Genomic DNA, 25399 nt, shown 5'->3' on the forward strand with positions numbered 1-25399 from the left:
ATAAGTTTTGAAAATTTCACCGATGAAATATCTTTTTTGATTTGAAAACAGAATAGAGCCCATTAAATGCTGAAAATTAATGGGTTTGTTTGAATCTGTATAGTTTTTGAGAAATGATTTTCATTACTTTGATGTAGTAATGATGTATCGGTAAATTAGTCCTTCGGTCTAAATATTACTTGTTTTGACTTTCGATTTTTACGAAATAAACCCAGTTATTTAAAAGACTTAATTCGAGTATGCCCAAACCTCAAACCTCCACGGTAAAAATTGGAAGTTCATCGCTGAATTTTTCAGATCAAGAAGTTACCGGTTCTTTTGTGAAAAGAGATGGTGATTTATATTATAAAGTAGGTAATGTCAATCAAATGGCTCCTTTCTTTATGTCCATCGTGAGTCACGATGAGCATTGGATGTTTATAGGATCAAACGGTGCTCTGACAGCAGGTAGAAAAAATGAAGAACATGCGCTTTTTCCATATACAACAGATGATAAAATTTTAGAAGCTGAGGGGAAAGTAGGTTCGTTGACTTTGATTCGGGTGCATGTAGCCGGTAAGTTAATTTTATGGAAACCATTTTCTAAAGATTATGCGGGAGTGTATGCATTGGAGCAAAATCTTTATAAAAGTCAGTGGGGAAATGAAGTTGTTTTTGAAGAAATCAATCATGATTTAGGCTTAAGCTTTTCTTATAGCTGGCAGTTTTCTTCCAAGTACGGTTTTGTGAAGAAAAGTCAGCTAATCAATCTATCTGATAAGGAAATCACACTAGAAGTGATGGACCTTGTGCAGGACTTAATGCCATTTGGTATTTCTTCTGCCTTGCAGCAACAGCGTAGCAATCTAGGGAATGCCTATAAGAGAAGTGAGCTACATGAAGGGACTGGATTGGGTGTGTTTGCATTGAGTTCATTAATTGTAGATAAAGCTGAACCAAGTGAAGCCTTGAAAGCAACGATCGCTTGGCACACTGGTATACCTGCCGATGCTGTTGTCTTGTCTTCTTTGCAGGTGAGTGCTTTTGTTACAGGAAAAGCAATTCAAACAGAAAAAGATATCAAAGGGACTATTGGTTCTTATGGAATAAAGGCTTCGTTGAGTTTAGGTTCACAAGAAAACAAGGAATGTTTTTTTTGCTTGGATATTGACCAAACTCCTGCTCAGGTACATAACTTAATTGCTGAACTGACTAAATCTAGCGATCAGGTTATGTCTATCCTCCATGCAGATTTAGCCAAGGGTAGGGAAGAGCTGAAAAAAATAGTGGCAAAGTCTGATGGCTTACAATTAACAGCAGATCAGGCATCTGTTAGCAGGCACTATTCCAATGTCTTGTTTAATGTGATGCGTGGGGGGATTTTTGAAGATGACTATTCTGTAGACAAGCGTGATTTCTTGCATTATGTCAACGAAATCAACAAGCCTTTGATGACCGAGCATGCAGCATTTTTTGACTCTTTAGAAGCACAGGAAAATTATCAGGCCTTAATTTCCAAAGCAAAGGCTATCGGCTCTTCTGATTTGATTCGGGTTTGCACGGAATATTTACCATTAAGCTTTAGTAGAAGGCATGGTGACCCGAGTAGGCCATGGAATAAATTTAGCATTGATTTAAAAAATCCGGATGGATCTAAGCGTAGAGCCTACGCAGGTAATTGGAGAGATATTTTCCAAAACTGGGAGGCTTTGGCCTTGTCATTTCCTCAGTTTTTGGAGGGAATGATAAGTAAGTTTTTGAATGCCTCCACGATGGATGGATACAATCCTTACCGGATTTCTCGTAACGGGGTAGATTGGGAAGTGATTGAACCGGATGATCCATGGTCCTACATTGGATATTGGGGAGACCACCAGTTGATTTATCTTTTGAAATTATTGGAGTTGGCCAAAAAACATCAGGTTTTATCTCTTAAAGAGTTAGCCCCAAAAGAATGGTTTGTATTTGCAAACGTTCCATATCGTATCCGCTCTTTTGAAGAAATTGTAAAAGATTCTCAAGATACGGTGATTTTTGATGAGGCCTTGGAGCATCGTATACAGCAACGAGTTGCAAGTATGGGTGGCGACGGGAAATTGGTACCAGCTAAAAACGGTACTATCCTGAAAAGCAGTTTCTTGGAAAAACTTTTCATTCCATGGCTCACCAAACTAGGTAACCTTGTGCCAGATGCAGGGATCTGGATGAATACGCAACGTCCAGAGTGGAATGATGCCAATAATGCTTTGGTAGGTAACGGAACATCCATGGTAACCTTGTACTACATGTACCGATTTACCAAGTTTATGGAAACCTGGATTCAGGAAGAGCTTCATGAGGAAGTTCAATTTCACGAGGAAGTAGAAAGTTGGATGCAGGGAATATATGATGTGCTGAAATCCTATGAAGGACAGCTCAGTCAAGGTTTCGATGCCAATACCAGATATACTTTTGTGAAAGCATTGGGTCTGTTGTCAGAAAACTATCGGGAGCAGGCCTATGCTGGATTGTCAGAGAAAAAATCCAGCGTATCTATTATGCAATTGTTAGAGATATTATCTCTTACTAAGCAATACCTGCGAAAATCCATAGCTCACAACAAGCGGGAGGATGGGCTTTACCATGCATATAATTTGATCGATTGCAAAAAAGGTACAATTGAAATTGATTATTTGTATGAAATGTTGGAAGGACAAGTAAGTATTCTTTCTTCGGGTTATTTGGATGAAACTGAGGCAGTAGAGTTGTTGGAGCAAATGAAAAAAAGCGCTATTTTCAGAGAAGATCAGTATAGTTATTTGCTCTATCCAAATCGAACTTTGGCAGGATTTTTAGAAAAAAGCAGTGTGCCAGCTGCTACAGTTCAAAAAAATCCACTGTTGGCGGCAATGATTGCAAAAGGAGATTCTCGCATCATTGATCAGGATGCACAGGGTAATTGCTTCTTCAATAGTGATTTTAATAATGTCAAGGCGCTCCGTACGATTTATGAGGTGATAAAAGCTGATTATCCAACAGCGACAGATGAGATCTTCAAAGATGTAGAAGCCATTTACGAAGGAGTATTCAATCATAAAGCCTTTACAGGAAGATCGGGTACATTCTTTGCATTTGAAGGATTGGGAAGTATTTACTGGCACATGGTTTCCAAACTCTTGTTGGCAGTGAGTGAAATTTTGGCGGAAGATACACCGATGGATCCTGTGGTCAGAGGTAAGCTCATTGACAATTACTATGAAATAAGAGCAGGAATTGGAATCAATAAAATTCCAACTGTGTATGGTGCAATTCCAACAGACCCTTACAGTCACACGCCAGCACATAGAGGAGCACAACAACCTGGTATGACCGGTCAGGTGAAAGAGGATGTCCTCAATCGCTGGGCAGAATTGGGAGTTGGGGTAGTGGATGGTTGCATTCAGTTGAATCCAACTTTCTTAGCGGCCCATGAGTGGTTGAAAACCCCGCAAGAGTTTTCTTATTTAGATCTGAATGGAGAGTTTAAAGTATTGCCGTTGGAAAAAGATAGCTTGGGCTTTACTTACTGTCAGGTTCCAGTGAAATATGTCAAGGGTTCTAAAAATTTGATTCAGGTGATTGGGGAAAATTCGTTGATTCTTGAAAAAATAGAAGGAAATAAATTGTCCGCTGCGATGTCTGCTGAGATGTTCAATCGGACCGGAAAAATTAAGCTGCTGTACTTTACAGTGGCAGGTTAATGTTTGGGTTTATTTTAATGCACAAAGGCTACCTCCTTGAGGTGGCTTTTTTTATTCCATTTTAAAATGATGAAAAAAAGAGAGAATTCTAGGTCTTCTTGTAATTTTGAGGCTTAGTTCATTTTAAAAAAATCTGATGTCAGTAACCGAATTTATCTACCCTAGTATACCCGCACCTCAAGCAGCAATCAAACCTTTCGATATCCATGCCAAACATGGACATGTACGTACTGATAACTATTACTGGTTAAATGACCGGGAGAATCCGGAAGTTATTGATTACTTGAATCAAGAGAATACGTATTTCGAGCAAATGCTGGGACATACCAAATCCTTTCAAAAGCAATTGTTCAAAGAAATGAGAGCTAGGGTAAAGGAGGATGATTCTTCAGTTCCTGCTAAAATTGATGAGTATTTTTATTACACCCGATTTGTAGAAGGTGGGGAGTATCCTGTTTATGCACGGAAAAAAGATTCTTTGGAAGCGGAAGAAGAAATTTTGGTAGACGGTAATGAGTTAGGAAAGGATCAGGCGTTTTTGAATTTCTTTATTTCAGTAAGTCCCAATCACCAAGTGATGGCGATCATCATGGATACCCAAGGTAGAAACTTTTATCAGGTAAGGATTAAAAACTTGCAGACTGGAGAGTTTTTCCCTGAGCAGATCATGGATATTAGAAGCTCAACTGCCTGGACCAATGATAATGAGTCCTTTTATTATGCCATACCGGATAAGCAAACCCTTAGAAATTTTCAGATTAAAAGGCATTTTCTTGGAACGGACCCATCTCTGGATGAGCTTGTTTTTCAAGAAGATGATCCTACACTCAATTGTGGTATAGGAAAAACCAAATCCAAGGAGTATATCATTATTTCTTCTGGGAGAACAGATGCTTCTTATTCCTTTTACATTAATGCCAATAATCCAACGGCTCCAAAAATCATCGAACCTTTACAGGATAATGTGCAATATGATGTAGACCATGCCGGTGGGGATCTTTTTTACATCCATACCAACAAGGATGCAGTGAATTATAGATTATGTCAATGTGCTGTGCAATATCCCTCTGCGGATTATTGGGAAGATGTATTGCCACATCGTCTAGAAGTCTTTTTGGAAGCAGTTGAATTGTTTAAAAATTTCATGGTAGCTCAAGAAACCGTGGAAGGTTTAACTAGGATCCGAATTATCCAAATGGATGGGGGTGGAGAACACTTTTTAGCATTCGATGAACCCGCCTATTCAGCAGGAATCAATTATAATCCTGCATTTGATACAGAGATTCTTAGGTTTGACTACACATCATTGACAACACCTGCTTCAATTTTTGATTATAATATGCGAACGCAAGAGCGGGAATTGAAGAAAGAAACCCCTGTTTTGGGGGACTTTGATAAAAACAATTACCAAACAGAGCGAATTATGGTGCCTGCCAGAGATGGGAAATTAGTACCAATGTCTTTGGTGTATAGAAAGGACAAGTTTAAGAAAGACGGGTCTAGGCCTGGATGGATTTATTCTTATGGTTCTTATGGATATTCTACTGATCCAACATTTAGTAGGCCCCGATTGAGTTTATTAGATAGAGGATTTGTATTTGCCATCGCTCATATTCGAGGTGGACAAGAAATGGGAGGCCATTGGTATGAAGAAGGGAAAATGATGCAAAAGAAAAACACCTTTTACGATTTTATTGATTGTTCACGGTGGTTGCAGGACAATGGATATGTGGCCAAAGATCAATTATTTGCTTCGGGAGGAAGTGCAGGTGGCTTATTGATGGGTGCTGTGGCTAATATGGCTCCTGAAGTCTATAGAGGGATTATTGCTGCTGTTGCGTTTGTAGATGTAGTCACTACGATGATGGATGAAAGTATTCCGTTGACTACTTTTGAGTGGTTAGAATGGGGAAATCCTAATATTCAGGAAGAGTATGAATACATGCTTTCCTATTCTCCTTACGATAATGTGGAAGCAAAAGCATACCCTCATATTTTAGCTACTACCGGTTTACATGATTCCCAAGTACAGTACTGGGAACCTGCCAAGTGGGTGGCCAAACTCCGAACTTTAAAGACGGATAGCAATCATGTGTTTTTATATACTAATATGGATGCTGGTCATGGTGGGGCAAGCGGACGTTTTGAAAGCTTGAAAGAGTTGGCGAGAGAGTATGCCTTTGTATTTGATATTTTGGGTATTCGTGCCTGAAGTTCTGATCCAAGTTAAGAGGAAGGTAATTCATTACGGTTATTCAGCGAATAATTATCACTTATACTTGACTTTGAGCTAGATAAGACTGTTCAGAGCTTTGAAAAATCCTTGCACTTTCCCTTTTAAAGCATTATTTCTTACATTTGCAGCTCCAAAATAAATCTATACGATGACAAACCAACCATTACCCAGCTTACAATCTTGGGTTTCTGTGCCTAAAAACTCTGATTTTACCATTTATAATTTGCCATTTGGTATTTTTCAAAGCAAGCGCCTTTCAGCCCGGGTGGGTATAGCCATCGGTGATAAAATTGTGGATTTATCTGTGTTACATGAAGAAGGATTTTTTGCTGATTTGACACAACTACCACATGATATCTTTTTAAGAGATGCTTTAAATGATTTTATAGCTCTTGGTAAATCAGTTACCAGACGTGTCAGAGAAAAAGTCCAGGATTTATTATTGGATGAGAATGACGCACTTAAAGAGCATACCTGTAGAGGTAAAGCCATGGTCAACCGTTCGGAAGCACAGATGCTGATGCCAGTAAAGGTAGGTGATTATACAGATTTTTACAGTAGTATTGAACATGCAACCAACGTAGGAACTATGTTCCGTGACCCAAATAATGCATTGCTTCCTAATTGGAAACATTTGCCTGTGGGTTATCATGGTCGTGCATCTTCAATTATTCCATCAGGAGTACCTATTCATAGACCAAAGGGACAATACAAAGATCCCAACATGGAGAAACCTGAGTTTGGCCCAAGCAGACGATTGGATTTTGAATTGGAAATGGCCTTTATCGTTGGGAAAACCACCAAAATGGGAGATTCAGTCGCAACCGACCAAGCGGAAGACCATATTTTTGGAATGGTTTTATTCAATGATTGGTCTGCAAGAGATATTCAGGCTTGGGAGTACGTGCCATTAGGTCCATTCTTAGGTAAAAGTTTTGCATCCAGCATTTCTCCTTGGGTGGTGACGATGGAGGCATTAGAGCCTTTCCGAGTTAAAGGCCCAGAGCAAGATGTTCCAGTTTTACCATATTTAACCTGTGAATCTGATCACGCTTTTGATATTCAATTAGAAGTTTTTATCCAGCCGGAAGAAAGTTCTGCAAGTAAAGTGTGTACTTCTAATTTTAAGTACATGTATTGGAATATTGCCCAGCAATTGGCTCATCATACCATCAACGGTTGTAATGTGAATGTAGGAGATATGATGGCATCAGGAACGATTTCTGGATCAACCCCGGATAGTTTTGGTTCTATGCTGGAACTCGCTTGGAAAGGAACCAAACCATTAATCTTAGAAGATGGTGCTGAGCGGAAATTTATTGAAGATGGAGATACCGTCATCATGAAAGGTTTCTGTGAAAAAGATGGTGTACGCATAGGCTTTGGTGAAGTCGCCTCTAAAGTTCTGCCAGCTAAATAATTGTTGTTTTTAACTTGCGAATAGTTTAACTTCAAAAGAGTATCTTTTCTCAAAACCTGAGAATGGATGCTCTTTTGTTTATATGCTGATTTGGAAACTTCCATTGCTGTTAAATTTCGAACGGGAGAAAAATAATTAACTAAATTTTTTGTTTCTGATTATTTTATGTTCAGTTTTGGAAATTAAATTCCCTGACACAACATGAAAAGACTGTTTATTATTGCCTGTTTTTCTATAGTATTGACATTCAATGCTCAGGCGCAACAACAAGGTGGAACCCAAGCATTTTATGCTGAATTGGGCGGTGCCGGTTTGGCTTATTCCTTCAATTATGATTTCCGATTTGATAAAGATGATATCAACTCTTGGGGCATGCGGATTGGTGCCGGTGGATGGGCTAGAAGAGACAGAGGTTGGGGTAATACTTCCGAAGGTCTCTTAACGATGCCTGTCATGTTGAACAAGCTCTATGGTAGGGATACACATTTTTTTGAAATGGGTTTTGGTACAACCTTTATTTATTACAGAGATCGTTGGGAAGATTGGAATGGGGGACCTACTACAACTTACAAAGAATTCGATTTCATTCTTCCTTCAGGAAATACACCGGCATTTATGGGAGTTTTGAACTTAGGCTATCGTAGAATTCCTGTGGATGGGGGATTTACCTTCCGAGCGAATCTTACCCCAATTTTCAACCATAATGGATTTTGGCCACTATGGGTAGGTGTAGGTTTTGGCTACGCTTTCTAAACAGATTCAATAATAATTTTAACTTTGCGCTTTATCCTATTAAACCTACAGATGCATGAAGGCAATTAATCCGACTGAAGCACAAGCTTGGAAAAAATTAACTAAACTTTCTCAAGAGTTTGGTACTGTTCAAATAAAAGACTTATTCGCTGATACTGATCGGTTTCAGAAATATTCCATTCAATTGGAGGATATTTTAGTAGACTATTCCAAAAACCGGGTCACTGATGAGGTGAGGAATCAATTAGTGAACCTTGCTTCGGAATGTGGCTTGCAAGAAGCAGTTGAAGCGATGTTTACCGGTCAGCCAATAAATGGAACTGAAGGCCGGGCAGTTTTGCATACAGCACTTAGAAATCGTTCAAATGCTCCCGTATTTGTTGATGGTGAGGATGTCATGCCTGCTATCAATAAGGTCTTGGCTCAAATGAAATCTTTTGCAGATCAAATTCAGCAAGGAAGGTGGTTGGGCTTTACCGGTAAACCAATCAAACATTTGGTCAACATCGGTATTGGGGGATCTGATTTAGGTCCAGTGATGGTGACTGAGGCCCTAAAACCGTATCAGCATCCGGACTTATCGATCTATTTTGTTTCAAATGTAGATGGTACGCATATAGCCGAAACTTTGAAGCAAGTAGATCCAGAGACTACCTTGTTTTTTATTGCTTCCAAGACTTTCACTACTCAAGAAACTATGACCAATGCCCACTCGGCAAGACGTTGGTTTTTAGAGCATGCAAAGGATGAGGCTGCGGTTGCGAAGCACTTTGTGGCTTTATCTACCAATGCCCAGGCTGTTGCAGCTTTTGGGATTGATACGGCAAATATGTTTGCTTTCTGGGATTGGGTAGGAGGAAGGTATTCCTTATGGTCTGCTATCGGTTTACCGATTGCCTGTGCGATAGGCTATGACAACTTTGAGGCACTGCTTTCCGGAGCTCATAGCATAGACAAGCATTTTAGGGAAGCTAAATTTGAAAAAAATATTCCTGTTTTATTGGCATTGATAGGTTTATGGAATACCAATTTCTTGGGTGCAACATCCGAGGCCATCTTGCCTTATGATCAGTATTTACATCGTTTTGCGGCCTATTTTCAGCAAGGAAATATGGAATCCAATGGTAAATATGTAACCCGTGATGGTGGAAAGGTTTCTTATGCAACTGGTCCGATCATCTGGGGTGAGCCAGGAACGAATGGGCAGCATGCTTTTTATCAGTTAATCCATCAAGGCACTCATTTGATTCCTTGCGATTTCATTGCACCTGCGATTTCTCATAACCCTGTGAGTGATCATCATACCAAATTACTATCCAACTTCTTTGCCCAAACAGAGGCCTTGATGAATGGCAAGTCTTTAGCAGAAGTGAAAGCGGAGATGCAGCAAGCGGGTAAGTCATCAGAGGCCATTGAAAAAATTGCTCCGCATCGCGTTTTTGAAGGAAATAGACCAACGAATTCTATCTTGGTTAAAAAGATTACTCCATATACGCTAGGTCAATTGATTGCTATGTATGAGCACAAGATATTTGTGCAAGGAGTCATTTGGAATATTTATAGCTTTGATCAGTGGGGTGTTGAATTGGGTAAAGTCTTGGCTAATGCCATTCTTCCTGAACTGGAATCAGAGGAAGCAGTCAGCAGTCATGATGCATCTACCAATGGGTTGATTAATGCATATAAATCCTTCAGAAAAGAAGCTTAAGAGTTGGTATCATATTTACAAATGAAAAGCCTAGGGGATTAGAAAGACTTCTAGGCTTTTTTGACGCTTCTCTGCTTCTAAAAATTTGTAATTTCGTGAAAAAGATAAATAGGGATTTGCAACCCCACTAGTGCTTTCGTATTTAAAATCACTCCGAAAACCTAAACACTCGCATAAATCTTGGTTGCTCACTCATGAGAATATCCATGTAATGAAGCTGGGGTTGACCATCTTTTAATACAGTAAATCCTATTCTGCTTTGAGGAGGAAAAGAAGATAAACAAGAAACGCAGGAAAAATCAATAGAGTCTACACAACTTTTACAAATCATCCACTCCATGAGTCGATCAATAACCTCTTGTTCAGATAGATTGGAAGGCAAGCTTCCTAAAAAGGCATTGACGGGAATGGCTATTTTTTCAAAATCTTCTTGTATTAAAGGGTTACAGAATGCAGCATCTAAGGTACAGGTAAATGTATCTTCACTTTCAAACAGCTGGCATGAACTGATAAACAAAAAACAGAGTGAGAGTAGAAATGAGATTTGATTTTTCATTTTTCACAGTTTGATTATAGCTAATACGCATAGCATTGACATAACGCCACAAGCATGACCGAAAATCTCATGAATTAACTACATGAATTCCACAAATGGGGATTACAAATCCCCATCATCTACTGTCCGAGATTTATAATCTCGGACAGCGGGCAGAGTGTAATCTTTTTTATCACACGCCCCTGTTATACCGCCTTAGGCATATATCCATTTATTTCGCAAAGCATATATCACTATCTACTCCTAAAAATCTATCTAGCTCAATATCCCTATCTCGATTTCTCCAAGGCCCGCTCTATATCAGCGATAATATCATCTTGATGTTCCAAACCTACCGAAATCCTTACCAGGCCATCAGTAATACTCACAAGGGCGCGTTCCTCAGGGCTTAATTTACTATGGGTGGTGGAGGCTGGGTGAGTTACGATACTTCTGCTATCTCCAAGGTTAGGGGTAATGGAAATCATCTGCAACTGATCAATGAAGCGCTGGGCTCGTGTCAGTCCACCATGAAGGTTAAGGGTGATAATTCCACCTCCCAGTTTCATTTGTTTTTGTGCCAGCTCGTATTGGGGATGTGTTTTCAAGAACGGATACTTAACAAATTCCACGTCTTTGCTATCTTGGAAATAGGTAGCAACTGCCAGTGCATTGCTACAATGCCTGTCCATTCTTACCGCTAAGGTTTCCATGCTTTTTGCCAACACCCAGGCATTGAAAGGAGACATAGATGGTCCCGTGTGTCTTGTGAAGTAAGTGACTTCATCCATTAGTTCCTTGGTACCTAAGATAAGTCCTCCCAATACTCTTCCTTGACCATCGATGAATTTGGTGGCGGAATGGGTTACTATATGTGCACCCCACTTGGCAGGTTGCTGTAGGTAAGGCGTAGCAAAGCAGTTATCGACTACCAAAATCAGGCTATGGGCAGCAGCAAATTTCCCGACCCATTCCAAATCAATGATCTCCAAACCAGGATTGGAAGGTGTTTCCAAAAAAAGCATCTTGGTGTTTGGTTGAACCAAGCGATCCCAATTTTTATAGTCTGATATATCTCCATAGGTGGAGGTAATTCCCCATTTTGGAAAAATGCGTGTCAGTAATTGATGCGTAGAACCAAATAAGGAGCGCGCAGCCAAAATATGATCTCCTTGCTGTAAGATGGAGGCAATTGAACCAAACATGGCAGCCATGCCCGAAGCAGTAGCAATACCTGCTTCTGTACCTTCAGCTACGCATACTTTATGAATCAATTCTGCGGTATTCGGATTGGAGTAGCGGGAGTAGATATTTCCATCGATTTCATCAGCAAACATCTGTCTGGCTTCTTCTGCATTTTCAAAAGTGAAGGAAGATGTCAAAGCAATAGGAGTGGAGTGCTCTCGCTGATGAGGATTTCCGGGGATGTTTCTGATAGCGTTGGTTTCGAAATTAGCCATATATGTTAGATTAATCTGTTTCTTGATTGATTATGAATAGTATAAAAATGCCGTTGCCAGATTTTTTGAATCCAGTAAATAAGAGCTTGATAGTGTGATAAATGGAAATAGATAATTGAATAGTTAACAGAAAAAATCAAAGACGAATATGGTCGTCTGAGGAAAGTATATTGAAGAAAGGAAATAGTTACGTACATAGTTGCCAATTTATAGTCCCCATTTGGGCAGGTTTTGGCACCTTTTCCTTCGCTTGGAGTGGTTGCCAGAGGGTCAATGAGCCTGTTCTCTCGCCTCTTCTTTATAAATCAGATAAAGAATCTGTCACAAAGAAAAATACACAAACGCAGAAAAGCAAATTTTGTAAAATCTACTGCTACGGTGATTCTTCATTGTGACAGCTATTGTTGAAACAAATTAATCTTTATTGGACGGAATATCCCGATTACTTCCCCCTTCTCGTTCGCCAACTTCTACTACCTCATAAATGACATATTTGGAAGCTCCTCTCCATGGAAGTGCATTGAGGTATTCCTTGTAGCGCACTTCTACAAATCGACCGCTTGCCCGCTCGAGTTGATTGGCTACATTATCCCCTTGTGCGCTAAAGCGGAATTCATTGCTTTGAAGTGCGCCGGCAGTGGGACTTTGGAAGCCTTCTTGTACCAATCTACCCTCCCAAGTTTTGAATACAAAGCCTTTTTTCTCGAAATAATTGAGTGTGCCACCCTTGACTCCTTCGCCAAAAACGAAGAAATATCTCCAATAAATCAATGCTGCAAGCACTAAGATGAGGATAGGAATGCTGATTTTTAAAAATTTTGCCATGTGTGTGTTGATGAATTTTAACTAAAAGTAAGAAAAGCTCTGTGGATTTTCTACTTTTTGTAAACAATTCCTCAGAAGAACTATTGTTACAGTATGCAACTCTTTCACGCTTCACCACAAGAAAATTTATTGCCTGTACAAGGAGAGGCATATTACTATCACGAATTCTTTACTGGCGACCAATCAGCTTATTTTTGGGAGAAGCTTTTGAATGAAATAGCCTGGAAACAAGAGCCTATTTGGATGTTTGGGAAGCAGGTGATGCAACCTCGATTAACCGCCCTATACGGAGACCCTTCCAAACCTTATGGGTATTCGGGTATAGAAATGACTCCAGTGGCATGGACAGATTTTTTGATTGACATAAAGAATGCGGTAGAACAGGAAGCTGGAGAAAAATTCACTCACGTATTGCTCAACTACTACCGAAATGGTGCAGATAGTATGGGATGGCATCGGGATAATGAAAAGGTGCTGGGTGGAAATCCTACCATTGCGTCGGTAAGCTTTGGTGCATCCCGTGCATTTCAATTAAGACACTACGAAAACAAACAGCTCAAAAAGTCAATTGAGCTGGAAAATGGCTCTTTACTCTTGATGAAAGGGGAGTGTCAACACTTTTGGGAGCATCAAATCCCCAAAACCAAAAAGGTCTTGGGGGGAAGGATTAATTTGACATTCCGGAAATTAATTTACTAGCCATTTGTAACTGCCATAGCCTTCTTTTTCCATTTCGGCCAATGGGATAAACTTCATAGCAGCAGAGTTCATACAATAGCGTAAACTGGTTGGGTTAGGACCGTCATTGAACACATGTCCCAAATGAGAATCTCCCAGTTTACTTCTTACTTCCACACGCATCATGCCATAGGAAATATCGGTTGGCTTATCTATCAGGCGGGCATCTATTGGTTTGGTAAAGGATGGCCATCCGGAATAACTCTCATACTTATCTGTACTACTGAATAGTGGGGCACCTGAAACAATGCAGACATAAATGCCTTTTTCTTTATTGTCGTTGTACTGATTGTTCCAGGCACGTTCGGTGGCCTCATGCATCGTAACATCGTATTGTAGCTTGGTCAAGCGCTTTTTCAACTCTGCATCACTAGGCTTTTTATACTGATCTGCCAGATTCACTGGCCAATGTTTGGCGATGAATGCATCTCTGCCTGAGCCTCTTCTATAGGCATAATATTCTCCTGGCTCTTTTTTGTAATAATCCTGATGATACTCCTCAGCTTCGTAGAAGTTGGTAAATTTGATTACAGGAGTAACAATGGGTTTATCAAAGATTTTTGCTTGGTCCAAGGCTTTGATCGCTTTTTCAGCTACTTCTTTTTGGGTTTTGTCATGGTAGAAAATAGCAGAGGAGTACTGAAAACCTCTGTCATAAAATGAACCCCCTTCATCCGTTGGATCAAATTGCTGAAAGAAGATATCTACCAATTCCGAGTAAGAAATTACATCCGGGTTAAAAGTGATTTGAACAGACTCCCGATGAGAGGTTTTACCGGATGATACATCAGAATAGCTTGGATTTTTTTCTTTTCCACCGGCATAGCCGGAAATGACACTGATGACCCCATCAATTCCTTCAAACGGTGCTTCTATACACCAAAAGCAACCACCTGCGAATGTAGCAAGTGATCGACTATTAGAGAGTGTAGCAGCATCGGCAGATTTATCTTCTGCTTGTAATTGTTTGTTCTCAGCTGAGGAACATTGGGAGAATAACAGGGCTATTCCTAATACTACATAACTAAACTGGACTTTTATCGAGCGCATAGGTTTTTGATTATAATTTAATTTTCAGGCACGATTTTGGAAAAGGGATCGTTCTGAGGAAGTCAATATTTTATTTGGTTTTATCTACGAGTTAAAACCATGAAATAGATGCATGTGTTTGTGAGATTTCCATCTTTTACCAACTATTAACAAAAAGCACTATGAAAAAAATCCTTCAATTATCCTTCGCTATGGCAGGGCTACTGTTTCTGTCTTTAACACAACAAGTATATGCGCAAACATCAGGAGGCTTTGGAATCCGTGGTGGTGTCAATTACAATTCCAGCGGACAGTATTTCAAAGATGCAGGCTTGGCCTGGGGAAACCCTATGGATAATGTAGGCTTCAACCTTGGGATGTTTGGAAAAGTAAATTTAGGTCCTGTCTTTCTGCGTCCGGAATTGAATTACACACAAGTCCGCTCAGAAGTCAATTCAGAAGTTTTCAAAACCCAATTATTAGATGCGCCTTTGTTGCTTGGAGTCAATGTCTTAGGTCCTATCTTTTCTGTATTTGCCGGTCCTGCGATGCATTATTATATCCAAGATGAATTAAGACCTTTTGAATTTGATAAATGGAATGCCGGCTATCAATTTGGGATTGGTCTGAATTTTGGGAATTTAGGATTGGATCTTCGCTACCAACGGGTGTTGAATGGACAAACCATTGTGATTGATGATGTATTCACAGGTAACGGAGATTTTGCTTTCCAGAATTTGATGTTGGGATTATCTATTAAGTTTTAATTTAGGGCTTACAGATAACGCAGAATTCGTAGAAGAAGGGGTAACCTCATCAAGCTGTTTTGGATTTCATTAATAATTTGATTTCACTAAACTCTTTCTAATCTTCAAAAATCAGTGCACAATAACAGATGGAATTCTCAACTGTGTTTTGCATTGTTTAATTCATCCTTCAACCTTCATCCTTTAAAGTGGTCGTATGTCCACAAATTTCTCTGATTAGTGCAGATTTTTTTAGAGGTCTCTTAGTTTCCTCAGGGTTCAACGTCCCTTGAATACCGGAGATTAAAATCCAAGGCTTTAGATTTAAGTATCCTCGAGAAATTGAATCGAATAATCGCCAAGAAATTCTAATCACCCAAGCGGGTTAAAACCCACTGGACCAATTCATTCCAAATTCACTCCCCACTGCTCACTTTTACATCTGAAACTTCTCCCTCAAGTAGGCCAATGCCATTCCATACGCTTCTTCCGTAGCGGCCACATCATGTCTTGGATTGGAAGGATTGGCGAAGCCGTGAACAGCATCAAAAATTTTATAATTCAAAACCTTTTCAGCTTGATTCATTGCAGAAGCAAACTCCTCAATGATTTCCTTGGAAATATTTTGTTCCGTAGCGAATAGGCCTAAAACATCAGAATTCAAGGTTTTGAGTTGCTCTACTTCTCGTACAGGCATGCCATAATAGATGATGGAACCAATGTTTGATTGACCTAGGATCAAAGCAGACTTCAGAGACCAAGCACCTCCAAAGCACCAACCTACATTGGCTATTTGTGCTCTTGGCCCGGCAAAATTTTGTGCAGCTTTTACAATATTGGTCAATCGATCTTCCTCTGTTCCTCTCATAAAAGTCATTGCCTCTTGAGGGTTTGCAGTGACATTTCCATCGTACATGTCCAAAGCCAGTACATTCACTTTACCACCTAGGTCATTGAAAAACTTTTCAGATTCATTTTTAATGTTATCATTAAGCCCCCACCATTCTTGATATACAAAGAGCCAAAGCTCAGATTGATTGGTAGCCGGTAAGTAGTAGCCACTTGCATCTTTTCCGTCTGGACTGGGAAATGAGATCATTTGTCCGGATGGAGTAAAGTCAAAAGGAATAGGGGATGGATGGAAAGCTACAAAGCTGGGGTCATCCAAAAAAGCAATCATTTCGGAGGGGCCTGAATGACATAAAGTTATAGCTGGAGCTAGCTCATTTGTTGCATCTATAGGCTTCAGGTGATTCCAAGCCAATAAAGCTAGGAAGAATGCTTGAAAGTAAAGAGTTAATGTAAACATGGCTTGATGGGTTTTTAATAGTTTATTAGCAATATACTAGCCTTTTGATAACCCATCAAGCCTGAATTGGTTTAAATATCCTTAACCTCCGCAGTTAATTTCTGCAAGGTTGCTTTAGCATCCCCAAAAAGCATTTTAGTCTTAGGGTAGAAAAAGAGTTCATTTTCGATCCCTGCATAGCCTGCTGCCATTCCTCGTTTCATGATAATGACATTTTTCGCTTGCTCCACTTCCAAAATAGGCATGCCGTAAATCGGTGAACTAGGGTCATTCTTTGCAGCAGGATTCACTACATCATTGGCGCCAATGACTACGACTACATCGGTGTTGGCAAATTTATCATTGATGTCTTCCATTTCCTGCATACGTTCATACGGTACATCTGCTTCCGCAAGAAGTACGTTCATATGCCCGGGCATACGTCCTGCTACTGGGTGGATCGCATAATTGACTTCTACACCTTTTTCTTCCAGTAATTTTTCTAGTTCGTGGCAAATATGTTGGGCTTGGGCAACAGCCAAACCATAGCCAGGTACAATAACTACATTTTGTGAATAAGATAAGAGTACAGCTGTATCCGAGATGGAAATCTCTCGGACAGTTTGATCACCACTCCCTGCTTTAGCTGTTCCTTTTGCTGCTCCTCCAAAAGCACCCAAGAGCACATTGGTTAAGGATCGGTTCATCGCATTGCACATCAATATCGTCAAAATGGTACCTGCTGAACCTACCAAAATACCTCCGGTCAGCATAGCTTTGTTTCCATATAAGAAACCACCAAAAGCAGCTGCTATTCCGGTGAATGAATTGAGTAAGGAAATTACCACAGGCATATCAGCACCTCCGATAGGCATGACAAAGAGTACTCCGTACACTAGGGCAATGACTAAAATTCCATAAAACACCAATGGACTGGATCCAAACACCATTTGATACACTATTAAAATGATCATCGCCAATAACATGGTCATGTTGATCACATGGTTGAATGGAAGTACTTTATCTTTGATTTTTCCTTCTAGTTTCCCATAGGCAATCAAAGAGCCTGAGAAAGAAACAGAACCTATCAAAAGGCCCAAAAGCATCACGAGCAATTCTCCATCAAAACCTGTAACTGTGCTATGCTGATGGTGCTGAAACTCGATGATGGCTATCAAAGCTGCACAAGCACCGCCCATACCGTTAAAGAAAGAAACCATTTGTGGCATAGCGGTCATTTGGACCTTTTGAGCCATGATGGTGCCAATCACGGAGCCCACAATCAAACCACCGAAAATCAATCCGTAATTTAATAGTTTACTACTATCGAAATCCTGATACAAAGTTAAAGTGACTACAATAGCCAACAACATACCTGCTGCGGCAACCAAGTTTCCTTTACGAGCCGAATCCGGATGTGAGAGCATTTTGAGCCCTATGATAAAGGTCAGGGAAGCAATTAAATAAGCAATTTCTAGGAATGTGAGCTGTATCATGATTTTTTCGGCTTTTTCTTAAACATCTCCAACATTCTATCGGTGACCACAAATCCTCCAATTACATTTAATGTGCCTACCACCACTGCTAAAAAGCCTACGCCTAAGGCTAGGTAATTATCAGGAGATGCCTGTAACATGACAATGATGGCACCTACAACTACCACTCCGTGGATGGCATTTGCACCGGACATCAGAGGAGTATGAAGGATGGCGGGTACATTGGAGATGACCTCTACTCCTAGGAGAATGGCTAAAATCAGGAAATATACCATTTCCATATTTTCGCCAATAAATTGTAAAATACTTTCCATAATTTTAGATCGTTAGGCGTTGGATGATTCGTGGACTGATAGCTTCACCTTGATGACATATACAGGTGCCCTGCACAATATCATCTTCAAAGTTTAGATTGATCTGCCCATCTTTGATGATCAGTTTCAGGAAGTTCAAATAGTTTTTGCCAAACATTTTGCTGGCATCTTGAGGCATTTGAGCAGGTAAATTACTCACTCCTACAATTCGTACTCCATTTATCTCAATTGTTTGGTCTGGCTGAGAGCCCGCGCAATTCCCACCGGAACTTGCAGCTAGATCAATGATCACTGAACCGGGTTTCATAGCCCTGACTGTGCGTTCTTCCACCAATTGTGGAGCTTTCCGTCCGGGGATTTGGGCGGTGGTGATAATAATATCTGCTTTTAGGGCATGCTCGTGTATGGTATCTTTTTGCTTTTGTAGGTAAGCCTCGCTTTGCTCTACCGCATAACCTCCAGCAGATTTATCTTCTGTAGCCCCTTCTACATCTACAAATTTAGCACCCAAGGATAAGACTTCTTCTTTGGCAGCTTGACGCACGTCAAAGGCAAAAACATTAGCCCCCAGTCTTCTAGCTGTAGCAATGGCTTGCAATCCAGCTACACCTGCTCCCAAGATCAATACTCTTGCGGGAGTAATACTTCCGGCAGCGGTCATAAACATGGGGAAAAACCGAGGAAGCATTGAAGCAGCCAAAAGAACAGCTTTGTATCCGGTCACAGTTGCCATGGAAGAAAGGACATCCATGGATTGCGCCCGCGTAGTCCTAGGGACCAACTCCATACTGAATGCTGTTTTGTTGTTTTTCAACAGAAAATCAGTCAGTTCCAAATTGAAAAGCGCATCCATTTGTCCCATTATAACAGTTTCAGGACCTGTTTGGGAAAATTCAGCCTGTTTGAGGGACTGAATACCACAAATCAAATGAGCTTTTGAAAGGATTTCATCCCGACTGTGAATACTTGCTCCTTGGGATATGTATTGCTCATCAGGAGAGAAAGCCGAGATACCGGCACCTTTCTCTATCCAAACATCTAATTTCCAGTCAAGAAGAGTTTTTACGGCCTCCGGAAGAAAAGCAACTCTTGCCTCTCCCTCGGGTTCTTTGAGGATTCCAATAATCATGAGTAGGTGTTTAAAAGTGGATAATGTGCATCCAACTTTTAAAGCTAGGAAAAACAATGACAAAAAAAAGTGATTTTTGTCATGTAAAGTAGGAATGGTAAGTAATTGTACGTGAACCCAAAGAAAATTGTGTTGAGAATTTATTTGGAAAAAAGTCCAATCGTGCCTCCAACCCAATCTTTGTCTTTATTGAATTTCACCCCGATCATTTCACCCCGACTCAAGCGAACAAGATTCCCGACTAGAGTAGGGGATTCATCCTTCTCAGGCCATACAGCTAAAACCCGAAGTTCGGCTTTAACTTGGCCTTCTAAAGCTTGAATGATGGGTTTATAAGTGGCTTTCTTTTGAAGGATATATAGATCTTTTTCCGCTACCTTCATGACATCTTCACGGGTCACATGGAAAATCACACCGCTTCCCGAAAAAGAAAATAGTGGCTTGAGCACGTAATTTTCCAAATCACTTGGGATTTCTTGCAAATCTGATAGTAATACGGTGTCATTGAAGTAAGGTCCTTGAAGATACGGAAGGATAAATTTACTGATTCTTGCAAACCAATTGGGATGTCCTGCCCATTCCACGTCCAATTCCTCGAAGAATGAAAAACGCATGTTCAAGTCTGTTCGGGCCATCAATTCATCAAAAATTACTCGATTATAAATTCGTTTGATTTGAATTCTTTCCCCTGCCTCATTGGTGTAAAACAGTTTTTTTCCTTCTTTTTCAATAGCGGTAACGCAGATGTAGGGCACCCCCAAATCTTTTTTGCAATAGTAGAAATCTATTTTTGTATTCTGTTTTTCAGGTTCAATTTCCAACAAGACCACTTCATGAGGATCATAACCATTTAAGATGGTTTCTTTCACTTTTTCGAAATAGCTATGCTCATTCAATCCACTCAGGTAGGGCGTGAAATCCGCTAAGAAGGGATAGGTTTCACAAAATTTCTGGAAGAGATTAAATTGGAAATTGAAAATGGAAGGGAAGCCCTGCACCTCAATGAGTTTTGGGAGAATCTTCCCATCTTCTTCACAGATACCAAAATCGATTGCCAGAAATTGAGTATGAGCATCTTGATTGGGAACATCAAAGTTGACATCAATGGCTTTTTGCGTGAGGGTATTGAAGTCAGGCCGTTTGATAAAGTCAATCACTTGTTGACAAGCTTCTTCCACTTGGGATTTTAGCTCATCGGAGATAAAAAAAGGAGTTTCCGCAATGCGAAAGGTAGGCATGTAGTCAAATTCCGCTGCGATACTTTGAAGTAAAGACTGGTATTTTTCCTGACTAAACTGCTGATTGAAAAATTGTCTGTGTTGACTAATCATAGGTAGTGTTAATGAGTGTATGCGTGCTGTTGATTGATGAGGTCTATAGACTGACGAATAAAGTTTGGTATCAATGTTTCATTCGTCTTGTAGATGGTATCTTCTTCTACCAAATGCTCAAGCATCCGAAGGTAGCGAACCCGTCCCCGCATATGGATGATTTTCTCCCGTACTTCCGGTTTACGGAGGTGCACATGAAAGCTTTCTGGGTCAGCCTCAGGATGGAATTGGGTACCTACCATCTCAGGAGTGAAGCGTACAGCCATGATGGCCCGTTCGTATTCCACATGCGTCCTTATTTTTTCTAAGGCGATGATTTGAGCACCCATTTCCCGGAATTTTTTATGATGAGGTTGTACCACTTGGTAGTCTCTACTATCGACTGCCCAAAAGGGATTGTCCAAGTTTTCAAATAAAGGATCATCCAGTCCTACATCTGTCTTATGAATGGTCATCACTCCAAAGGAGGTGGACTTTCGTTTCGTTATTTCTGCCAAGCCAAAATGCTTGATAGCCATTTGGTAAGAGTGGCAGATAAATAAAATATATTTCTTTTGCTCGTGTTTTTTGTTCCACTCGTAAATGCTGTCTAGCAATTCATAGTACTTAACATCCCAATTGCCATCACCTTCCAGAGGGTTTCCTGGTCCTCCAGAGGAAATATATAAATCGTATTCATGGAAATCAGGAATTTCAGCATGTTGCCTTACATTATATGTCTTGTAGGTGATTTCTGATTGAAATCTCCCGAGTATATCCTGAATACAGCGCATCCCTTGATTTGGCTCTCCATCATACATGTCCAGGATGGCTACATTGATTTTATCTTGCATGGTATTTTTGTTTGGGAGTGCAAAGGTAAGTAATTTAATTCAAGTGGCTGTTTTTCAGTAGCATTGAATATAAGTAACTGCATTTCAATCAGAAAAACAGCCAGTAAGAATTAAATATTCTTGGAGAATTCTCCTACTATAAAATCAACAACCTTAGATAAGTCTTTGGTATCTTCAAATACTTTCAATTGCTTATCAGCACCAGTACCCTCTTGGAAGATTTTATGGATGTAGTTGATTTCATCTCTACTACCCAATTCATCTACCACATCATCCACAAACTCCAATAACTCCAACATCAATTCTTTGTAGGGAACCTCTTTCTTTTGCCCAAAGTCAATCATCATACCATCGGTACCATAGCGTGCCGCTCTGAATTTATTCTCCCGAATCAATGCTATACGATAGATATTGAAACTGGTGTTCATGAGATACATTTTATACAGCTTTGCTACCACCGCCTGAATCAGAGCCACCACACACATGGTTTCGTCTACTGTCAGGCACATATCGCAGATTCTGAATTCTATGGTGCTGAAGAATGGGTGCATACGCAAATCCCACCAAATCTTCTTTGGATTGTCAATACAGTTGGTTTTCACCAAGGTCTCCAGGAAATTATCATAGGACTGTACAGAGTCAAAGTACTCAGGCAACCCAGTTCTTGGGAATTTGGCAAAAACGTGCGCTCTAAATGCTTTGAATCCTGTATTTCTGCCTTCCCAAAAAGGAGAATTGGTGGTCAATGCATAGATGTGAGGCAAGAAATAACAAGCCTGATTCATAATTTGCAAGGCAATCTCTCGATTTTCTATTCCCACATGTACATGCAGTCCAAAAATCAGATTGGAACGTGCCGTGTCTTGAAGTTCATTCACAATCATGTGATAGCGAGGATCGTCTGTGATGGGCTGATCTTGCCATTTGGAGAAAGGGTGGGTACCCGAAGCACCCACAACCAATCCTTGTTCAGCTGCCAAATCCACAATTTTTCTTCGAAGGAAAGAAACTTCCTTTCGAGCATCTTTGACGTTTTGGCAAATGTTGGTACCCACTTCTACCACAGACTGATGCATCTCAGCCTTCACTTGCTCTTTCAAAAAAATCTTCGCCCCATCCACTATTTTAGACATGTGGGAGCGTAGATCTCGGGTTTGAGGGTCGATGATCTGATATTCCTCTTCTACTCCTAAGGTAAAAACGGGTAATTTTCTCATATACTAGAATCGTTTTGCATTGCTGACGGCATCTTTCATAAAGGTGCCCCAAGTCAAATTGATTTTGCCTGGCTTTTGGGCTTTTGCGTAGGCAATCGCCATTTTTGCAGCTTCCTCCACTACCCAGTCAAAGTTTTCCTGACCTACCGAATGAATGTCTGCATCCGGTGCAGGATTGCCAAAGTCAATGGCGTAAGGGATTCCATCTTTAACCGCAAATTCTACGGTGTTGAAATCATAACCTAGTCCCTGACAGAGGGCGATGGTGTATTCTTTCACTTTGGAAAGTAGTTTTTTAGCGGAAGGGGGTCTATCTACCACATACCTTAAATGATGGGGGTTTCTTGGTTCATATTCCATGATTCTTACTGCTTTTCCACCTAAGCAGTACACACGGAAGTACTCTTCAAACACAATTTCTTCCTGTAGCAACATGACCAACTGTCCTGTTTCTCTATGTCTTTGGAAAAATTCTTCCTTATTTTCCAAGCGATACACGTTTTTCCAACCTCCTCCAGCATAGGGTTTCATGTAGGCAGGGAAGCCCACATAGTCAAATATTCCATCCCAATCTAAAGGCATTTTGAGGTTTCGGAAAGACTTTGAAGTCGTATCAGTCGGATGTTCAGCAGATGGAAGAATGACCGTATTCGGAAGGGGAACCCCTAATTTGTCAGCCAAGGCATTGTTGAAAAATTTGTCATCTGCACTCCACCAGAATGGGTTGTTGATAACCGCAGTGCCTGTTAAGGCTGCATTTTTCAAATAGGCTCTGTAAAATGGAACATCTTGTGAGATGCGGTCAATGATTACTGCGTACTCAGTCAATTGGTTTTGAATTACTTTGTCGATGGAAACGGGTTCGGCAATGATTCCCTTCTCGTTCTTTTCATTGACACGCTCTACGAATGCATGGGGAAAAGTGTCTTCCATGCCAAATAAGATTCCAATCTTTTTCATGTGTATAGGGGGTTATATTTGTCATTAGTTAACATCACTTTTGTTTCGAAAGGGTATTTTCTCAGAAACTAAACTGACCCTTGCATCGATTAAAAGTGATTTGTTTATTTAGGTAAACCTGATTCTTGATAAGTAATGAGGAAACATCTCTTTCCACACAGGCCAATCATGTTGCCTGTCTCTTCGGACATCTAGCCAATGGCCCACTCCTCTGGATTCTAAAACATCACTGAGTTTGATGTTGGCATCAAAGCAGATGTCCCAATTGGAGGTACCCAGTACAATGTCCATTTTCCAAAGTTCCTGATCATTTAAGCCTTTAAGGTACTCCAAAGGAGAGTTGTAGAAAACATCATCATGGATGTAGCCATCCATAAAACTTCGTATTTCGAAGGCACCTGACATGGAAAACATGTGGCTGACATAGCCGGGATGGCGGAAAGCAAAGTTGGCAGCATGATAGCCGCCAAAGCTGCAGCCAGCAGTAACAACCTTTCCAGTACCTGTATTCAGACGGACTCTTTCCACGATCTCATGGCAAATCATTTTGTCATAGCGCACATGGTTTTGAATTCGTTCATGTGGATGTACATGTTTGTTATAAAAGCTTGCACGGTCATTGGAGTCAGGACAGAAAATTTGAATGAGACCTTGTTCGATGTACCACTTCGCAGATTCTATGAGTCCCATGTCACGGTTTTCATGAAAAGTACCCATAGAAGTTGGGAATAAAATCACAGGATAACCTTGATGACCAAAAACTAACATCTCCACATCCCTATGCACATGGGGGGAGTACCACTTAAAATATTCTTGTTTCATAAAATGTAAAATCTAGCTGGAATTCAATAAAATTAATCGCCTTTTGTTGATTAGCAAAAAAATAGATGCAAAGTTTTTGTTTTCAATGTTGAAACGTTTGCTGACTTGCAAAAATTAAAAAATTTTCAATGGTTTATTTGATGATTAAAATTTGGCTTCCAATAGATAGTATCTATCTCTAAGGAAGAAAATTTTGATTTTGCCGTGAAATGCCTTGGGTCAAAAAAATGGAAGATCTCTTATTTTTATGCTTTATTTTTGTTCTTTTTCTCTTGAGCACGCCGCCAATCTTCCGCTGTATCAATATCTGATAATTGCTCCAAACACGCGAAGGAAAGGCCGTTGAAGGCTAAGATTTCACAAGTCTTGGCAAAGACTTCTGATGTACTCCAGGGAATATTGTGAAACAGCTCAGGAACCATTTTTCGCAAGCCCAGTAAATAGTAGCCTCCATCCATTGCAGGCCCAATGACACTATCATGCTGGGATAATAAGTCAAATGCTTTCTCCAGATGTGATGTGTTCAAATCCAAGCAATCTGTACCAATGATGAGTACTTGGTCAAAGCCCTGCGCAAACACTTCTAAAAAGGCATGTTTCATTTTTTCACCCAAGTCATTTCCTTGTTGAAGGAAAACCCGAGGACTGCTGAATCTGATGGCTTCACCGGTTCCTTCCAGCTTATTCTGGAAAATAAAAGTTTCAGTTTGCTTTAAGGAATTTACAATTTCATGGGTATGAGCGCGAAGCTCTGCGTAAATATGAAGAGCTTCTGCGGCTCCCAAAGTTTCAGCAATGCGGGTTTTCACCTCACCCATGACCAAAGCTTTTTGGAAAATAATAATTGCTCGCTTCATGGGG

At 40.3% G+C, this 25399-nt stretch carries 21 protein-coding genes and 1 riboswitch; of the genes, 7 read left to right on the forward strand and 14 right to left on the reverse strand.

Going from position 1 to position 25399, the window contains the following annotated elements; translation table 11 throughout:
* Positions 1 to 239 precede the first annotated feature (239 nt).
* The 5 genes from ACXIUD_RS14780 (at position 240) to pgi (ending at position 9815) form a co-directional block, all read left to right on the forward strand.
* Positions 240 to 3698 (forward strand): hypothetical protein, encoded by a 3459-nt coding sequence (locus tag ACXIUD_RS14780; RefSeq protein WP_458053414.1) that lies wholly within the window; start codon positions 240 to 242, stop codon positions 3696 to 3698.
* A 136-nt stretch (positions 3699 to 3834) separates the two neighbouring features.
* Positions 3835 to 5910 carry a S9 family peptidase gene (locus ACXIUD_RS14785; RefSeq protein WP_458053415.1) on the forward strand — a complete coding sequence of 692 codons (2076 nt, stop codon included), beginning with the start codon at positions 3835 to 3837 and terminating at the stop codon, positions 5908 to 5910.
* A 172-nt stretch (positions 5911 to 6082) separates the two neighbouring features.
* On the forward strand, positions 6083 to 7354 hold the full coding sequence (gene fahA / locus ACXIUD_RS14790) for a fumarylacetoacetase (protein WP_458053416.1): 1272 nt from the start codon (positions 6083 to 6085) through the stop codon (positions 7352 to 7354).
* A gap of 201 nt (positions 7355 to 7555) precedes the next feature.
* Positions 7556 to 8107, forward strand: a complete 552-nt coding sequence (locus ACXIUD_RS14795; protein WP_458053417.1) for a hypothetical protein — start codon at positions 7556 to 7558, stop codon at positions 8105 to 8107.
* A 55-nt stretch (positions 8108 to 8162) separates the two neighbouring features.
* On the forward strand, positions 8163 to 9815 hold the full coding sequence (gene pgi / locus ACXIUD_RS14800; RefSeq protein ID WP_458053418.1) for a glucose-6-phosphate isomerase: 1653 nt from the start codon (positions 8163 to 8165) through the stop codon (positions 9813 to 9815).
* Positions 9816 to 9963: 148 nt separating this feature from the next.
* Here pgi and ACXIUD_RS14805 read toward each other — a convergent pair whose 3' ends face one another.
* The 3 genes from ACXIUD_RS14805 to ACXIUD_RS14815 all read right to left on the reverse strand — a co-directional run bounded on the left by ACXIUD_RS14805 (position 9964) and on the right by ACXIUD_RS14815 (position 12635).
* Positions 9964 to 10371 carry a hypothetical protein gene (locus ACXIUD_RS14805; protein ID WP_458053419.1) on the reverse strand — a complete coding sequence of 136 codons (408 nt, stop codon included), beginning with the start codon at positions 10369 to 10371 and terminating at the stop codon, positions 9964 to 9966.
* Positions 10372 to 10640: 269 nt separating this feature from the next.
* Positions 10641 to 11810 (reverse strand): trans-sulfuration enzyme family protein, encoded by a 1170-nt coding sequence (locus ACXIUD_RS14810; protein ID WP_458053420.1) that lies wholly within the window; start codon positions 11808 to 11810, stop codon positions 10641 to 10643.
* Positions 11811 to 12014: 204 nt separating this feature from the next.
* Positions 12015 to 12117: riboswitch (SAM riboswitch) on the reverse strand.
* Between the two features lie 107 nt (positions 12118 to 12224).
* Entirely contained in the window at positions 12225 to 12635 is a 411-nt protein-coding gene (locus tag ACXIUD_RS14815) for a hypothetical protein (RefSeq protein ID WP_458053421.1), read from the reverse strand.
* 93 nt (positions 12636 to 12728) lie between these two features.
* On the opposite strand from ACXIUD_RS14815, the gene ACXIUD_RS14820 reads away from it, so the two are divergent.
* Positions 12729 to 13334 carry an alpha-ketoglutarate-dependent dioxygenase AlkB family protein gene (locus ACXIUD_RS14820; protein WP_458053422.1) on the forward strand — a complete coding sequence of 202 codons (606 nt, stop codon included), beginning with the start codon at positions 12729 to 12731 and terminating at the stop codon, positions 13332 to 13334.
* Here ACXIUD_RS14820 and msrB read toward each other — a convergent pair.
* Positions 13323 to 14423 (reverse strand): peptide-methionine (R)-S-oxide reductase MsrB, encoded by a 1101-nt coding sequence (msrB, locus tag ACXIUD_RS14825; RefSeq protein ID WP_458053423.1) that lies wholly within the window; start codon positions 14421 to 14423, stop codon positions 13323 to 13325. The two genes, ACXIUD_RS14820 and msrB, sit on opposite strands and share 12 nt — an antisense overlap.
* A 161-nt stretch (positions 14424 to 14584) precedes the next feature.
* Here msrB and ACXIUD_RS14830 point away from each other — a divergent pair, with 161 nt between their 5' ends.
* Positions 14585 to 15169, forward strand: a complete 585-nt coding sequence (locus ACXIUD_RS14830; protein ID WP_458053424.1) for an outer membrane beta-barrel protein — start codon at positions 14585 to 14587, stop codon at positions 15167 to 15169.
* Positions 15170 to 15584: 415 nt separating this feature from the next.
* Here ACXIUD_RS14830 and ACXIUD_RS14835 read toward each other — a convergent pair whose 3' ends face one another.
* The 10 genes from ACXIUD_RS14835 to ACXIUD_RS14880 form a co-directional block, all read right to left on the reverse strand.
* Entirely contained in the window at positions 15585 to 16457 is an 873-nt protein-coding gene (locus ACXIUD_RS14835) for a dienelactone hydrolase family protein (protein WP_458053425.1), read from the reverse strand.
* Between the two features lie 71 nt (positions 16458 to 16528).
* A complete protein-coding gene (locus ACXIUD_RS14840; protein ID WP_458053426.1) occupies positions 16529 to 17932 on the reverse strand; it encodes an NAD(P)(+) transhydrogenase (Re/Si-specific) subunit beta in 1404 nt (467 codons plus the stop codon).
* Positions 17929 to 18246 carry an NAD(P) transhydrogenase subunit alpha gene (locus ACXIUD_RS14845; protein ID WP_458053427.1) on the reverse strand — a complete coding sequence of 106 codons (318 nt, stop codon included), beginning with the start codon at positions 18244 to 18246 and terminating at the stop codon, positions 17929 to 17931. The genes ACXIUD_RS14840 and ACXIUD_RS14845 overlap by 4 nt, the downstream gene beginning before the upstream one ends.
* A 4-nt stretch (positions 18247 to 18250) precedes the next feature.
* On the reverse strand, positions 18251 to 19375 hold the full coding sequence (locus ACXIUD_RS14850) for an NAD(P) transhydrogenase subunit alpha (RefSeq protein WP_458053428.1): 1125 nt from the start codon (positions 19373 to 19375) through the stop codon (positions 18251 to 18253).
* A 140-nt stretch (positions 19376 to 19515) separates the two neighbouring features.
* A complete protein-coding gene (locus ACXIUD_RS14855; RefSeq protein ID WP_458053429.1) occupies positions 19516 to 20706 on the reverse strand; it encodes a hypothetical protein in 1191 nt (396 codons plus the stop codon).
* A gap of 8 nt (positions 20707 to 20714) precedes the next feature.
* Positions 20715 to 21539 carry a type 1 glutamine amidotransferase gene (locus ACXIUD_RS14860; RefSeq protein WP_458053430.1) on the reverse strand — a complete coding sequence of 275 codons (825 nt, stop codon included), beginning with the start codon at positions 21537 to 21539 and terminating at the stop codon, positions 20715 to 20717.
* A 110-nt stretch (positions 21540 to 21649) separates the two neighbouring features.
* On the reverse strand, positions 21650 to 22756 hold the full coding sequence (locus ACXIUD_RS14865) for a carboxylate-amine ligase (RefSeq protein WP_458053431.1): 1107 nt from the start codon (positions 22754 to 22756) through the stop codon (positions 21650 to 21652).
* A 3-nt stretch (positions 22757 to 22759) separates the two neighbouring features.
* Positions 22760 to 23716: an ATP-grasp domain-containing protein gene (locus ACXIUD_RS14870; RefSeq protein WP_458053432.1), complete on the reverse strand. Its 957-nt coding sequence runs from the start codon at positions 23714 to 23716 to the stop codon at positions 22760 to 22762.
* A gap of 108 nt (positions 23717 to 23824) precedes the next feature.
* Positions 23825 to 24538 (reverse strand): esterase family protein, encoded by a 714-nt coding sequence (locus ACXIUD_RS14875; protein ID WP_458053433.1) that lies wholly within the window; start codon positions 24536 to 24538, stop codon positions 23825 to 23827.
* A gap of 245 nt (positions 24539 to 24783) precedes the next feature.
* Positions 24784 to 25395, reverse strand: a complete 612-nt coding sequence (locus ACXIUD_RS14880; protein ID WP_458053434.1) for a TIGR04282 family arsenosugar biosynthesis glycosyltransferase — start codon at positions 25393 to 25395, stop codon at positions 24784 to 24786.
* Positions 25396 to 25399: the final 4 nt, after the last annotated feature.

It is taken from the genome of Mongoliitalea sp. (assembly GCF_054166905.1).